This is a genomic window from Luteimonas sp. A478, from assembly GCF_054052025.1.
In genome coordinates, this window is record NZ_JBSVRF010000001.1 from 376,398 (window position 1) to 390,334 (window position 13,937).

9 protein-coding genes are annotated in these 13,937 nt (G+C 68.3%); 3 read left to right on the top strand and 6 right to left on the bottom strand.

The features are described from left to right. Nucleotides 1-48: 48 nt before the first annotated feature. On the top strand, nucleotides 49-5,004 hold the full coding sequence (locus ACW7G3_RS01825; RefSeq protein WP_456980790.1) for an alpha-2-macroglobulin family protein: 4,956 nt from the start codon (nucleotides 49-51) through the stop codon (nucleotides 5,002-5,004). 18 nt (nucleotides 5,005-5,022) lie between these two features. Next, the gene (gene pbpC, locus ACW7G3_RS01830; RefSeq protein WP_456980791.1) at nucleotides 5,023-7,380 is read left to right on the top strand and encodes a penicillin-binding protein 1C; all 2,358 of its coding nucleotides are present in this window, start codon (nucleotides 5,023-5,025) and stop codon (nucleotides 7,378-7,380) included. 41 nt (nucleotides 7,381-7,421) lie between these two features. Here the strand turns inward: pbpC and ACW7G3_RS01835 are convergent, their stop codons facing one another. Continuing rightward, nucleotides 7,422-7,901 (bottom strand): redoxin family protein, encoded by a 480-nt coding sequence (locus tag ACW7G3_RS01835; protein WP_456980792.1) that lies wholly within the window; start codon nucleotides 7,899-7,901, stop codon nucleotides 7,422-7,424. Nucleotides 7,902-8,083: 182 nt separating this feature from the next. On the opposite strand from ACW7G3_RS01835, the gene ACW7G3_RS01840 reads away from it, so the two are divergent. Continuing rightward, nucleotides 8,084-8,992 carry a DnaJ C-terminal domain-containing protein gene (locus ACW7G3_RS01840; RefSeq protein WP_456980793.1) on the top strand — a complete coding sequence of 303 codons (909 nt, stop codon included), beginning with the start codon at nucleotides 8,084-8,086 and terminating at the stop codon, nucleotides 8,990-8,992. Nucleotides 8,993-9,019: 27 nt separating this feature from the next. Here ACW7G3_RS01840 and pilH read toward each other — a convergent pair whose 3' ends face one another. From pilH to sucB, 5 genes are all read right to left on the bottom strand, one after another. Beyond that, the gene (gene pilH / locus ACW7G3_RS01845) at nucleotides 9,020-9,403 is read right to left on the bottom strand and encodes a twitching motility response regulator PilH (protein WP_456980794.1); all 384 of its coding nucleotides are present in this window, start codon (nucleotides 9,401-9,403) and stop codon (nucleotides 9,020-9,022) included. 56 nt (nucleotides 9,404-9,459) lie between these two features. Continuing rightward, nucleotides 9,460-10,461 carry an acrylyl-CoA reductase family protein gene (locus tag ACW7G3_RS01850; RefSeq protein ID WP_456980795.1) on the bottom strand — a complete coding sequence of 334 codons (1,002 nt, stop codon included), beginning with the start codon at nucleotides 10,459-10,461 and terminating at the stop codon, nucleotides 9,460-9,462. Between the two features lie 91 nt (nucleotides 10,462-10,552). Then, entirely contained in the window at nucleotides 10,553-11,146 is a 594-nt protein-coding gene (locus ACW7G3_RS01855) for an LOG family protein (RefSeq protein ID WP_456980796.1), read from the bottom strand. Nucleotides 11,147-11,239: 93 nt separating this feature from the next. Beyond that, a complete protein-coding gene (gene lpdA / locus ACW7G3_RS01860; RefSeq protein WP_456980797.1) occupies nucleotides 11,240-12,676 on the bottom strand; it encodes a dihydrolipoyl dehydrogenase in 1,437 nt (478 codons plus the stop codon). A gap of 17 nt (nucleotides 12,677-12,693) precedes the next feature. Continuing rightward, nucleotides 12,694-13,920: a dihydrolipoyllysine-residue succinyltransferase gene (gene sucB, locus ACW7G3_RS01865; protein ID WP_456980798.1), complete on the bottom strand. Its 1,227-nt coding sequence runs from the start codon at nucleotides 13,918-13,920 to the stop codon at nucleotides 12,694-12,696. Nucleotides 13,921-13,937 lie beyond the last annotated feature (17 nt).

A 13,937-nucleotide genomic window follows, 5' to 3' on the forward strand; every position in this document is an offset into this window, starting at 1 on the left:
TCCGTCCCCTGCCTTCCCTATACTCGGCGGAACGGTGGAGGAAATGGCATGCACGGACGGGCGCGTTGCGGGTGGATGGATCGATTGTTGGCCGGAAAGCTGGCGCGCTGGGCGTTGCTGGCCTGTCCCCTGGCAGTGCTGTTGGCATGCAGCGGCGAGCCCTCGGGCCAGCTGCCTGAGCCCAGCGGTGAGGCGATCAGAGCGGAGCGGGTAGAGGTCGAAGGTTTCGGCCTCGCCCGGGCCTGGGCCGATGACCGCCAGGGCGGCCTGGTCTTGGTGCTGGAGTTCTCGCAGCCGCTGGTAGCCACCCAGGATTTTGACCGTCTGGTGACGCTTGAGGGGACCGCCGGGGTGGAGGGTGGGTGGTCGCTCGACGACGACAACCGGACCCTGCGCTTCCCCAACGCCGAGGCCAATCGTGAATACAGGGTGCGGATCTCCGCAGCGCTGACCGCGGCGGACGGCGCCGAGCTGGGCACCGACGTGGAACGGGCAATCCATACCGGCGACCTCAGCCCTGTCGCCGGGTTCGCCTCGCAGGGCAGCGTGCTGCCGGCGCGTGGCAGCCGCGGCCTGCCGGTGGTGTCGCTGAACGTTGCCGAGGTGGATGTGGAATTCCTGCGCGTGCGCGACAGCGCCGTGCCGCAGTTCCTCAACCAGTACCAGCGTGGCGGCCGGCGCGGCAGCTGGGATCTTGAAGCCGAGTGGGGCGAACGCAAGCCGATTTCGCGCATGGCCGAGCCTGTGTACGTGAACCGCTTCGTGCTCGGCGGCGAACGCAACGAGCGCCTGCTCACCTATCTCCCGGTGCAGGAAATCCCCGAGCTGCAGGAAGCGGGTCTGTACTTCGCCGTCATGAAGCGTGCCGGCGTTTTCGACAGCGAGTTCGAAACCGCGTTTTTCACCGTCAGCGACATCGGCCTGCACGCGCGGGCCTACAAGGACCGGCTGTTCGTGCATACGGCCTCGCTGGAGACCGGTGCGGCCAACAATGGCGTGTCGGTGCAGGTGCTCGACGGCAAGGGCGAAGTGGTCTATCGCGGCGAGACGGATCGCAACGGCAATGCGGTGTTCGACTATGCGCTCGACGCGGCCCACGTGCTGGTGGCCAGCCGCGGGCGCGATGTGTCGATGCTGCCGTTCAACCAGCCGGCACTCGATCTGTCCGAGTTCGCCGTGGCGGGGCGTGGGCAGGCCTGGTTCGACGTGTTCGCCTGGTCCGGACGGGATCTCTACCGTCCGGGTGAAACCGTGCGGGTGTCGGCGCTGCTGCGCAACCATGACGGCCGCCCGGTGCCGGCCGGGGAGAGCGGTGCACAGCCACCCGCTTCCCAACCACTGTTCGTGCGGCTGAAGCAGCCGGATGGCCGTACTTTCTTCGAGACGCGCCTGGAGCCGGGTCCGCAGGGTTACTACCGCCTGGAACGGGAGGTGCCCGCCGATGCGCCCACCGGCCGCTGGCAGGTGGAGTTCCGGACCGATCCCGGCAGCCGGGAAGCGGTGCAGGGCATGCAGCTGCGGATCGAGGAGTTTTTGCCGGAGCGGATGAAGCTGGAACTGGGCAGCGCCGCACAGCGCCTGGCTGCGGGAGAGCCGCTGCGCCTGGAGGTGGAAGGCGCCTACCTGTACGGCGCGCCGGCCGCGGGCAACCGCTTCACCGCGACCTTGGCCGTGGCGGTGGAACAGCACCCGGTGGACAGCCTGCCCGACCATTTCTTTGGCGATCCCACTGTGGAGCTGCCGCGCGAGGCGCGCGATGTGGTTGACGCGGAGCTGGATGCATCCGGCCGACTCGAGCAGGACATCACGCTGCCCGAGGAAGCCCGGCCGGTGACGCCGATCGCCGCCGTGGTGACCGGCAGCCTGTATGAAAGCGGCGGTCGCACCGTCATCCGCAGCCTGAAGCGCGTGCTGTGGCCGGCGGAAGCGTTGGTCGGTCTGCGTCCGCTGTTCAACCCGGATGACGGCGCCGATGCCAATGCCCGTGCGGGTTTCGAACTGGTGCGCGTGGATGCGGATGGCGATTCGCAGCCTGCCACCGGGCTGGAGGTCACCCTGGTGCGTGAGCATCGCGACTACCACTGGCGGCACGATGACGAGGGCGGCTGGAACTATGACTTCACCCGCCGCTTCCAGAACGTGGAAACGCGCACGCTGGATGCCGGCCAGGGCGCGACGCGCTTCGACTTCCCGGTGGAGTGGGGCGAGTACCGGGTGGATATGAAGGATCCGGCAACCGGGCTGGTCACGCGCTATCCGTTCCGCGCCGGCTGGAGCTGGGACGACCAGAACCGCGGTGTCGACGCCCGCCCCGACAAGGTCAAGCTGGCGCTCGACCAGACGGGATACAGGGCCGGCGACACGCTGGAAGTGACGGTGACGCCGCCGCATCCGGGCAAAGGCCTGCTGCTGGTGGAGAGCGATCGGCTGCTGTACGTGCAGGCCATCGATGCCGAGCCCGGCAGCACCTTTCGCATTCCGGTCACCGAGGACTGGGAGCGGCACGACGTGTACGTGACCGCGCTGGTGTTCCGCGGCGGTCGCGCGGTGGATGTGACCACGCCCGCTCGTGCGGTGGGCGTGGTGCACGTGCCGATGGACCGGCGCGACCGGCGCGTGGCGGTTGGTCTGAGGGTGGCCGGACAGGTGCTGCCGGAACAGCCGCTGCGGGCGACGCTGAGCGTGCCGCAGCTGGCGGGCCGACAGGCGCACGCGACCGTATCCGCTGTGGATGTGGGCATCACCAATATCACCCGCTTCCCGGTGCCCGATGCGGTAGCCCACTTCTTCCAGCAGCGGCGCTTCGGCGTTGACGCCTGGGATGTGTACGGGCGCGTGATTGAAAGCCACGAGGGCGGCACGGCCCGGATCCGTTTCGGCGGCGACATGGCGCTGGATGCGCTGCCGCACGCACGACGCCCGACCGCGCGGGTGCAGACGGTGGACCTGTTCTCGGGACCGGTGCAGCTCGATTCGGCCGGCAACACCACGGTCGAACTGCCGGTGCCCGATTTCAACGGCACTCTGCGCGTGTCGGCATTGGTGTGGTCCGATGACGCCTACGGCAACCGCGACGCGGAAACGGTGGTGCGGGCGCCGATCGTGGCCGAAGCCAGCATGCCGCGGGTGCTGGCACCGGGTGACCGCAGCACGCTCACCCTCGATGTAACCAACTTCACCGGTCGAGAGGGTGCGTTCCGGGTGCGTGTCGGCGGCGAGGGGCCCTTGGCGGTGGGCGAGGGCGAACGCACGCTGCGGCTGGCCGCCGAGGGTAATGCAACGCTCAGCTTCCCGCTGACGGCAGCCAACGACTACGCCACGGCCCGGGTGCGGGTACGCGTGGAGGGCAACGGTGAAAACGTGGACCGCCGCTATGACCTGCCGGTGCGCGCGGCATGGCCCGCGGTGCTGCGGGCCGAGACGCGGGTGCTGGATACGCTGGCTCCCGTGCGGATTGACGCCTCGTTCGCCGAAGGACTGATGCCGGGCTCGGTGCAGGCGCAGATGAGCCTGAGTGCGTTCCCGCCGATCCCGTTCGCCGCGGCCCTGCAGGGCGCGCTGCGCTATCCGTACGCCTGCGCCGAGCAGACCGCCAGCCGCGGCTATGCGGCCTTGATGCTGGATGCGACGACGGTGTCGATGCTGGGCCTGGAGGATGTGGACGCGGAGCTGCGGCAACGCACGGTGCAGGCGGCTTTCGGCCGCCTGGCCTCGATGCAGGCCGGCAACGGCCACTTTTCGATGTGGGGCAGCAGCGGACCGGTCAATCCGATCCTGACCCCGTACATCGCCGAGTTCCTGCTCGACGCCCGTGAGGCAGGGTTCGCGGTGCCGGACACGGTGCTGCAGAAAGCGCTGGAGCGGCTCAACGAAGACCTGCTGGCCGGCGGCCAGGAGTTCTACGGGCAGGACCACCGCCCGTACCTCAAGTTCGCCTACCAGGCCCACGCCGGCTTCGTGCTGGCGCGGGTCAACCGCGCGCCGCTCGGCACCCTGCGCTCCCTGTTCGACAACCATTCCTCCGCCGCGCTCAGCGGGCTGCCGCTGGTGAGGCTGGGGCTGGCGTTGCGCATGCAGGGTGACACGGCGCGTGGCGACAAGGCGATTGCAGAAGGATTCGGCCTGCGGCGCGAACGTCCGCGCTGGCTGGGCGATTACTCCACACCGCTGCGCGACGCCGCCCTGTCGATCGCCCTGGTGCACGAGCAGGGCGCGGCAAAGCCGGAGTACACCGCCCGTGTGATCGATGTGGGTCGTGAGCTGGATGCGCGCCGCAACCAGCGTTGGACATACCTGAGCACCCAGGAGCAGATCGCCATTGCCCGCCTGGGCAAGGCGCTGTCGGCTGATGGCGACCGGCGCGTGTCCGGCGTGCTGTGGACCGGTGACAGTGACGAGCCGGTGGCGGGCAGCCGGGTGTTCGGGCGGCAGTTCGATCATGCGGAGCTGTCGCGCGGAGTCCGCTTCGAGCCGGCCGGCGAGCCACCGCTGTACGCAAGCCTGGAAGTGGCCGGGGTGCCGCGCAGCGCGCCCGAGGCGGACTTCAGCCGCCTGAAGGTGGAACGAAGCCTGCACAGGCTGGACGGCACGCCGTGGGAGCCGGCACCGCTCAAGGAAGGCGAGGCCTTGATCGTGGCGGTGTCGATCACCGCCGACCAGGCGATGCCCGATGCATTGCTGACCGACCTGCTGCCGGCCGGGCTGGAGATCGAGAACTTCAACCTGTCCGATGGCGAGCAGTGGGGAGAAGTGACGGTGCAGGGGGTGAACCTGTCCGAGCGGTCAAGCGCTGCCGAGCTGCGGCACGAGGAGTTCCGCGACGACCGCTACGTGGCGGCGCTCAGCCTCGACCGCGGCGGTACTGCGCGTGTCTTCTATCTGGTGCGTGCGGTGACCCCGGGCACCTACACCGTGCCGCCGCCGATGGTGGAGGACATGTACCGGCCGGAGCTGCGCGGGGTGGGGCGGGCGGTGCCCGGCACGATCACGGTGGTGCAGCCGTGAACCGCCAGCCCGGCTGACGTGGACAAGGCGAAGTCGGGCAGGCGGCGGCTTCTGGCATTGCTGCGCTGGGGAACCGCGGCGGGGCTGGTGACACTGCTGGCGCTGGACCTGCTGTTCCCGCCGCCGCTGCCGACCGTGCGCGACACCAGCAGCGTGGTGGTGGCCCGCGATGGCACCCCGCTGCGGGCCTTCGCCGATGCTGCGGGCGTGTGGCGGCACCCGGCTGATCCCGACACCGTATCGCCGCTGTACCTGGAAGCGCTGCTGACCTACGAGGACCGCTGGTTCCATCGTCATCCGGGAATCAATCCGCTGGCCTTGGTCAGGGCCGGTTGGCAATGGCTCGCTGCCGGACGGATCGTGTCCGGCGGATCCACGCTGACCATGCAGGTGGCGCGGATCCTGGAGCCGCATTCGCGCACGCCCTGGGGCAAGGCGCGGCAGATGCTGCGGGCGCTGCAGCTGGAAGCGCATCTGTCCAAGCGGGAAATCCTGACCCTGTACCTGGAGCGGGCGCCGTTTGGCGGCACCATCGAGGGCGTCGAGGCCGCGAGCTGGGCCTATCTGGGCAAACCGGCCTCCGGTCTGTCGAGGGCCGAAGCAGCGCTGCTGGCCGTGCTGCCGCAGGCGCCCAGCCGGCTGCGGCCGGACCGGCACCCGGAGCGCGCACGTGCCGCCCGTGACAAGCTGCTGGAGCGGATGGTGGCGCAGGGTGCGTGGACCCGGGCCGAGGTGGACGATGCCGGGATTGAACCGGTGGTGTCGCGCGCCTTGCGCTCGCCGATGCACGCCGCGCTGCTGGCGCAGCGGCTGCGCAGTGCCGATCCACAGGCCAGCAGGATCGATTCCACCATCGATGCCGGGCTGCAGCGTGCCCTGGAGGAACGCGTCGCCAGCTATTTTTCCGGACTGCCGGAGCGCACCTCGGCAGCGCTGCTGGTGGTCGACAACGCGACCATGGAGGCGCGTGCCTACATCGGCGCGGCGGAGTTCGGCGACCGTGCCCGCCTGGGGCACGTGGACATGGTGCGGGCCTGGCGCTCGCCCGGATCGACGTTGAAACCGTTCCTGTACGCGATGGCGCTGGATGACGGCCTGATCCATTCGGCCAGCCTGATGGTGGACGCGCCGCAGTCGTTCGACGGCTACCGTCCGGGAAACTTCGGCACTGCCTACAGCGGACCGGTATCGGCAGCCGACGCGCTGCGCCGGTCGCTCAACGTGCCTGCCGTGGATCTGCTGCAGCGCGTTGGGCCCGGACGCTTCGCGGCGCGGCTGGATCACGCCGGCATCCGCCTGCGTTTCCCAAGCGGCGCCACGCCCGGCCTGCCGCTGATCCTCGGGGGAACGGGCGCCACCCTTGAGGATCTGGTCGGCGCGCACGCGGCGCTGGTGCGCGGAGGGCGGGCCGGGCGGGTACGTCTGACCACGCAGGCCCAGCTGCTGGAGCGGCGGTTGATGTCGCCGGGTGCTGCCTGGATCGTGGCGGAAGCGCTGTCGTCCAATCCGCGTCCGGGTGAGCGCGCCGACCTGTTCGATCTGCGCGACCGCCCCCGGGTCGCCTGGAAGACCGGCACAAGCTACGGATTCCGTGACGCCTGGGCGCTGGGGGCGACCCGCGCCTACACCGTGGGTGTGTGGGTGGGACGCCCGGACGGAACCCCGTTGCCGGGCCAATACGGGGCGATCACCGCACTGCCGCTGCTGTTCGAGGTTGTCGACAGCCTGCCGCGCCAGCGCGGCGATGCCGTGGCCCTGCCGCGTCCAGCCAGCGTGAGCCAGCACGACATCTGCTGGCCGTTGGGCGTGTCGGCTGCGGACCAGCCGGCAGCGCAGTGCCGGCGTCGGCTGGATGCCTGGGTACTGGATGGAGCGATTCCGCCCACCTTCGCCGAGCGGGACGCCAGGTTGTGGAGCGCTGGCCGTATGCGCTACCAGTTCGACCCGGTCACCAGCCGGCGGCTGTCATCCCAGTGCGCACGCCCCCACGAGACGAGCGATGCGGAGATTGCGCGCTGGCCTGCGCTGTTATCGCCCTGGTTGAACGCGGCGGACCGTTCCGCCGCACGCCTGCCTGCGCTGGCTGTGGACTGCGTGGATGACGGCCGGGAACTGTTGGCCGACCTGCACATTGAAGGCGTGCAGGACGGAGCGCGGCTGGCGCGCGCGCCCGGCAGCGCCCGCGGCGTGCAGCTGTCGCTGCGGGCGCTGGGCGCGCAGGGGCGCGTGCAATGGCTGCTGGATGGTCGCTGGCTTGCGGAGACGGACGGCGCACGGCCGTTCGTGCATGAATTCGCCAAGCCAGGCAACTACACCTTGACCGCGCTGGCCGACAGCGGGGCGTGGGACCGGGTGGGCTTCCAGGTGGTGCGCTGAGCGGCGTGGCGGCAAAGGATCGCTCCAGCCGCCGCGCAGGCTCACTCGATATTGGCGAGCACGTGTTCCGCGCTGGAGACCTTGAACTCGCCCGGGGCCTCGACGAACAGCTGCTTGACCACGCCGTTCTCGGCGTAGAGGGCAAACCGCTTGGCGCGCAGGCCCATGCCGTAGGCGCTGCCGTCCATCTCCAGGCCCAGGGCACGGGTCAGGTCGCCATTGCCGTCGGAGAGCATGCGCAGGCCGTGGGGAACATTCTGGCTTTCGCCCCAGGCTTGCATCACGAACGGGTCATTGACCGCCATGCAGGCGACTTCAATTCCCCGGGCGCGGAATTCGTCGAAGCGCTCGACAAAACCTGGCAGGTGGTGTTCCGAGCAGGTGGGGGTGAATGCCCCTGGCACTGCGAACAGCACGACCTTGCGGTCTTCGAACAGGGTGGGCGTATCGATGGCCTGGATGCCACCATCGATGTGCTTGAGGACCACTTCTGGAATGGCGTCGCCGATCTGGATGGCCATGGCTGGTTCCGGTTTGGGGGTGATGCCGGCAGTCTATCCGGTTCACATGCAGCCCGGGCGCAGACTTGAAATCAAGCCGTCCCGCTCCCAGATCCCGGGCATACGGCCCGTGTAGCCGAGTAGCATGTTGCGGATCCAGGTCGGCGTCGTGGTGCGCCGCTTCAGAACCAGTCAGGTGAGTGATGCAGTTCAAGGATTACTACGACACGCTCGGCGTCGAACCGGGTGCCGGTGAGACGGAGATCAAGACCGCCTATCGCCGACTGGCGCGAAAGTATCATCCCGATGTCAGCAAGGAGGCCGGGGCCGAGGACAAGTTCAAGGCCGTCAACGAGGCTTACGAGGCGCTGAGGGATCCGGCCAAGCGGGCCGCCTACGACCAGCTGCGGGCGGGCGGATACCGCCCTGGTGATGAAGTGCGTCCGCCGCATGGCGGGTTCGGCAACGGTGGCTTCGATTACGAGGAAGTATTTTCCGGCGGCGGCGCAGGCGGCGGCTTCAGCGACTTTTTCGAAGAGCTGTTCGGGCGTCGCCGTGGCCCCGGTCAGCGCCCTGCGGGAGCGGGTCCGATGCCGCGCGGCGATACCCGGGCGCGGCTCGCGGTATCGTTGGAGGCCGTGTATGCCGGCAGCAGCGTGAGGATCAGCGTGAAAGGCCGCACGCTCGAAGTGCGGGTACCCAAGGGCGTGCGTCCCGGGCAGGTGATCCGGCTGAAAGGGCAGGGCGGCGGCCCGGTGGAAGCGCCGGGTGATCTGCTGCTCGAGGTGGAATACGCAGCGCACCCGCATTTCGAAGTGGACGGCAACAACATCTTCCACGAGCTTCCGGTCGCGCCATGGGAGGCCGCGTTGGGTGGCAAGGTGAGCGTGCCCACGCTGGGCGGCCGGGTGGAGCTTAAAGTCCCGCCCGATTCAGAGGTCGGGCGGCAACTGCGCCTGCGCGGGCGGGGCCTGCCCGGGATACGCGGGGGGGCTGATGGCGATCAGATCGTGGTGCTGGAAGTACTGGCCCCGCGTCCGCGGGACGAGGCCCAGCGCAAGGCTTACGAGGATCTGCAGCAGGCTTTCGGCGACGACTGGCGACGGGCCTGAGGGCGGGCGGTGGCCCGCTTTTCCGGTTCAGGCGGGGCTGTCGGCTGCGGGCTTGATGGTGCTGGCAATGACGTCCATCAGTTCCTGGTCAGTGAACGGCTTGGTGAGATAGCCGCGCGCACCCTGGCGCATGCCCCAGACCCGGTCGGTCTGCAGGTCCTTGGTGGTGACCAGGATGACCGGGATGTGGCTGGTGGCCGGGTCGCGGCTGATTGATCGTGTGGCCTGGAACCCGTTGAGGTTGGGCATCACCACGTCCATCAGGATCAGGTCCGGCAGTTCGCGACGAGCCAGATCCACTCCGGCCTGTCCGTCTTCGGCGGTGAGCGTTTCATGGCCGAGCCGCTCGACAATGCGCCGGATGCCGGCGAGCTGCGAGGGGGAGTCGTCAACGATCAGGATGCGTGCCATGGAGTTGTCCGCTGAATGGACAGCCGATTGTATCGGCCGGTACCGGGGCCGCAAGCTTATGCCTGCGGGAGCGTGACCAGGGTGCGTCCGAGCGAGCCGCCCGCCAGCATGGTGGCGAACACGGCGGGCAGGTCTGCCAGCGTCGCCTCGCGCGTGCAGATGCGTTCCAGGTGGCGAGGCTTCCAGTCGGAAGCCAATCGGCGCCAGACTTCTTCGCGGTGGTGGCGCGGGGTGTCGGTGGATGCGACCCCCAGCAGTGACACCCCGCGCAGGATGAAGGGCATGACCGTGGTATCGAGCTGGTGGGTAGCGGCCAGGCCGGCGCTGCCCACGTTGCCGTAGGGGCGGGTCTGGGCCAGCAGGCTGGCCAGCATTGTTCCACCCACGTTGTCGAGCCCACCGCCGAAGCGGGCCGATTCCAGCGGTCGACTGGTGTTTAGTGCGCCGCGGCTCAGCACTTCGTTGGCACCGATGTCCTTGAGGTAGCCGGACTGATCGGCCTTGCCGCTGATGGCATGCACCTCAAATCCCGCGGCGCTGAAGATATCCAGTGCCAGCGAGCCCACCCCGCCACTGGCGCCGGTGACCGCCAGCGGGCCCATCGCCGGCGTCTGGTGGTTCTCGACCATGCGCAGCAGGGCCAGTGCAGCGGTGAAACCTGCGGTGCCCAGGATCATGGCATCGCGCAGCTCCAGGCCATCAGGCAGCGCCACCACCATGTCGGCATCGACCCGGGTGTACTGCGAGTAGCCGCCGTCCCGGGTTTCGCCCAGGCCGCAGCCGGTGACCAGCACCGCGTCGCCCTCGCGGAAGCGGCGATCGGTGGACGCCGCCACGTGGCCGGCCACGTCGATTCCCCCAACCAGGGGAAAGCTGCGCAGGATCTTGCCCTTGCCGGTTCCCGCCAGTGCGTCCTTGTAGTTGACCGATGAGTGGGCCACGCGGATCACCACCTGGCCGGCGGCCAGCTGATCTAGTGACACCGGTTCGACCCCGGCGCGATAGCCCTGGTCGTCATTGTGGATGCGGAAAGCGGGGAAGGTTGCGGGAATGCTCATGCGTCCTCGTCGTGGAAACGGCGTCCGGCCAGAGGCCTTGGATTATCGCCGAAGCCTCACGGAGGCGCCGGGGCCGTGGCCGGACCAGGCGTCAGCGCAGCGCTTTACCCTGCTTTTCGTCCAGCCACTTCGAGGCCTGCGCCGGCTCGTACGCCTTCATCCACGCAAGCATCGGGTCAATGTCATCTCCGATCCACAGATCCACGCGCTGGTCCGGATGCAGGAAGCGGTCGTTGACCATGCGGTCCATCATCGCGGCCAGCGGTGACCAGTACCCGGCAACGTCAAGGAAGGCGCAGGGCTTGTTGCCGATGCCGAGCTGGCGCCAGGTCAGCATTTCGATGATTTCCTCCAGCGTGCCGAAGCCGCCGGGCAGGGCGATGAAGCCGTCGGCGAGGTCGAACATGCGGGACTTGCGCTCGTGCATGGAGCCGACCACTTCCAGCGCGGTTACGCCATGGTGGGCCATCTCGCGCAGGACAAGCTGCTCCGGGATCACCCCGGTCACTTCGCCTCCGGCCTGGAGCACGGCATCGGCAACCTCGCCCATCAGGCCGATGTTGCCGCCGCCGTAGACCAGGCGGATGCCATCAGCCGCCAGCCGCCTTCCCAGCAGGTTGGCCTGTTCCAGGTAGACGGGGTTGTTGCCGGGGTTGGAGCCGCAGTAAACGCAGATGGATTTCATGGGCGGAAGTCGTCGGGGATCGGAAAATGAAGGCGCCGGGCAATGCCCGGCGCCGGTCTCGCTGCAGAGCAGGGCGGCAGGTGCCGCGCGTGCTCAGTTGGCCTTGTGGATGGCTCGCTTGTGCACGGCCATGGCCGCGTCGTGGACCACTTCGGCCAGGCTCGGGTGCGCGTGGCAGATGCGGGCCAGGTCGTCGGCGGAGCCGTTGAACTCCATGGTCAGCACGCCTTCGTGCACCAGCTCGGACACGTTGGCGCCCACCAGGTGCATGCCCAGCACGCGGTCGGTCTCGGCGTGGGCCAGGACCTTCACAAAGCCCGTCGATTCCACCATCGCTACCGCACGACCGTTGGCGGCGAAGGGGAAGCTGCCCGCGTTGTACGGAATGCCTTCTTCCTTCAGCTGCTGCTCGGTCTTGCCCACCCAGGCCAGCTCGGGCTCGGTGTAGATCACCCACGGGATGGTGTCCATGTTGACGTGGCCGGGCAGGCCGCCGATCAGCTCGGCAACGGCAATGCCTTCCTCGAAGCCCTTGTGCGCCAGCATCGGCCCGCGCACGCAGTCGCCCACCGCCCAGACGCCGTCGACGCCGGTGTGGCAGTGCTCGTCGACCTCGATCTGGCCGCGGTCGGTGAGCTTCACGCCGCTGTCCTCGGCCAGCAGGCCCTTGGAAGCGGCCTTGCGGCCCACGGACACCAGCAGCTTGTCGACGGTGATGGTCTGCTCGCCTTTCTTGTCTTCGAAGGTGACCTGGACTTCCTTCTTCTTGCCCTTGCCCGTGACTTCGGCCTTGGAGACCTTGGCGCCCAGCTTGATATCCAGACCCTGCTTCTTGAACTCGCGCGCGGCCAGCCTCGACACCTCGGCGTCGGCCGCGGCCAGGAAGTCCGGCATGGCCTCCAGGATGGTCACTTCCGCGCCCAGACGCTTCCACACGCTGCCCAGCTCAAGGCCGATCACGCCGGCACCGATCACCGCCAGGCGCTTGGGCACCTCGGTGAAGTCCAGCGCGCCGACGTTGTCGACGATGGTCTCGCCGTCAAACTTCGCGAACGGCAGCTCGATCGAATCCGAGCCCGCGGCGATGACCACGTTGGTGCCGGTCAGCTCGACCTCGGTGCCGTCGTGCTGCTTCACCTTGACCAGACGATTCGCGTGCAACGTGGCGAAGCCGTAGTACGGTTTGACCTTGTTGGCCTTGAACAGCATCTGGATGCCGCCGGTGAACTGCTTCACGATGCCGTCCTTGCGGCCGACCATCTTCTCCACGTCGATCTTCGGATCCTTGGCGGAGATGCCGTGCTGCTCGAACACGTTCTGCAGATTGTGGAACTGGCGCGAGGAGTCCAGCAGCGCCTTGGACGGGATGCAGCCCACGCGCAGGCAGGTACCGCCCAGCGCCGGCTTGCCGTCCTTGCCCAGGCCCGCGTCCACGCAGGCCACGCTCATGCCCAGCTGGGCGGCGCGGATCGCGGCGTGGTAGCCGGCGGGGCCGGCTCCGATGACGACGACGTCGAATTGTTCAGCCATGTCGGTTTCCTTGTTGCTCACAGGCCCAGCAGCATGCGGCCGGGGTTCTCGAGCTGGTTCTTGATGTCGACCAGAAACAGCACCGCGTCCTTGCCGTCGATGATGCGGTGGTCGTAGCTGATGGCGATGTACATCATCGGCGCGGCCACGACCTGGCCGTCCTCGACGATCGGGCGCTCCTTGATGGTGTGCATGCCCAGGATCGCGGACTGCGGCGGGTTGACGATCGGGGTCGACATCAGCGAGCCGAAGGTGCCGCCGTTGGTGATGGTGAACGTGCCGCCCTGCAGGTCTTCCAGCTTCAGGCCGCCTTCGCGCGCGGCGACGGCGTAGTCCGAAATGGCCTGTTCGACTTCGGCAAAGCCCATCCGCTCCACGTTGCGCAGCACCGGCGTCACCAGGCCGCGCTCGGTGGAAATGGCCACCGAGATGTCGGCGTAGCCGTGGTAGATGATGTCGTCGCCATCGACCGAGGCATTCACCACCGGGTACTTCTGCAGCGCGTTGGCGGCGGCCTTGGCGAAGAAGCTCATGAAGCCGAGCTTGATGCCGTGCTCCTTCATGAACTGTTCGCCCATCTCCTTGCGCATCGCCATCACCTTGCCCAGGTTGACCTCGTTGAACGAGGTCAGCATGGCGGTCGACTCCTTGGAGTGCATCAGGCGCTCGGCGATGCGCTTGCGGATGCGGGTCATCGGCACGCGCTCTTCCGGACGGTTGCCGCCGGAGACGCCACCGGTGCGACCGGCCGCGTAGTTGATCAGATCTTCCTTGGTCACCGCGCCGCGACGGCCGGTACCCTCGACCTGCGACGGATCAATGCCTTCCTTCGCTGCGGTGAAGCGGGCGCCCGGGGGCAGGCTGGAGCCGCCGGAAACGGGCTGCGGTTTGGTGGAGGCGGGGGCCTTGTCGTCGGCAGCCTTGGCCTCGGCCTTGGGCTGCACCTGCTCGTCGCCGGCGGCCGGGGCCTGCTTGTCCTTGCTGCCCGACTCGGCGGCGGGGGCGGCGCCTTCTTCGATGACGGCCAGCAACTGCTGGCTGGTGACGGTGTCACCCTCGGAGAACTTGAGCTCCTTGATCACGCCGTCAACGGTGGAGGGAACCTCGAGCACGACCTTGTCGGTCTCCAGGTCAACGATGTTTTCATCGCGGCTGACGGCATCACCTACCTGCTTGTGCCAGGTGGCGATGGTCGCGTCGGCGACGGATTCGGGGAGGACGGGAACCTTGATTTCAGTGGCCATCTTGCAGCTTCCTGGCA

Bases quoted from the DNA above. Each gene is read 5' to 3' on its own strand.
- ACW7G3_RS01840 (WP_456980793.1), top strand. From the start codon at position 8,084: ATGCAGTTCAAGGATTACTACGACACGCTCGGCGTCGAACCGGGTGCC.
- pilH (WP_456980794.1), bottom strand. From the start codon at position 9,403: ATGGCACGCATCCTGATCGTTGACGACTCCCCCTCGCAGCTCGCCGGC.
- ACW7G3_RS01855 (WP_456980796.1), bottom strand. From the start codon at position 11,146: ATGAAATCCATCTGCGTTTACTGCGGCTCCAACCCCGGCAACAACCCC.
- lpdA (WP_456980797.1), bottom strand. From the start codon at position 12,676: ATGGCTGAACAATTCGACGTCGTCGTCATCGGAGCCGGCCCCGCCGGC.
- sucB (WP_456980798.1), bottom strand. From the start codon at position 13,920: ATGGCCACTGAAATCAAGGTTCCCGTCCTCCCCGAATCCGTCGCCGAC.
- ACW7G3_RS01850 (WP_456980795.1), bottom strand. From the start codon at position 10,461: ATGAGCATTCCCGCAACCTTCCCCGCTTTCCGCATCCACAATGACGAC.
- ACW7G3_RS01825 (WP_456980790.1), top strand. From the start codon at position 49: ATGCACGGACGGGCGCGTTGCGGGTGGATGGATCGATTGTTGGCCGGA.
- ACW7G3_RS01835 (WP_456980792.1), bottom strand. From the start codon at position 7,901: ATGGCCATCCAGATCGGCGACGCCATTCCAGAAGTGGTCCTCAAGCAC.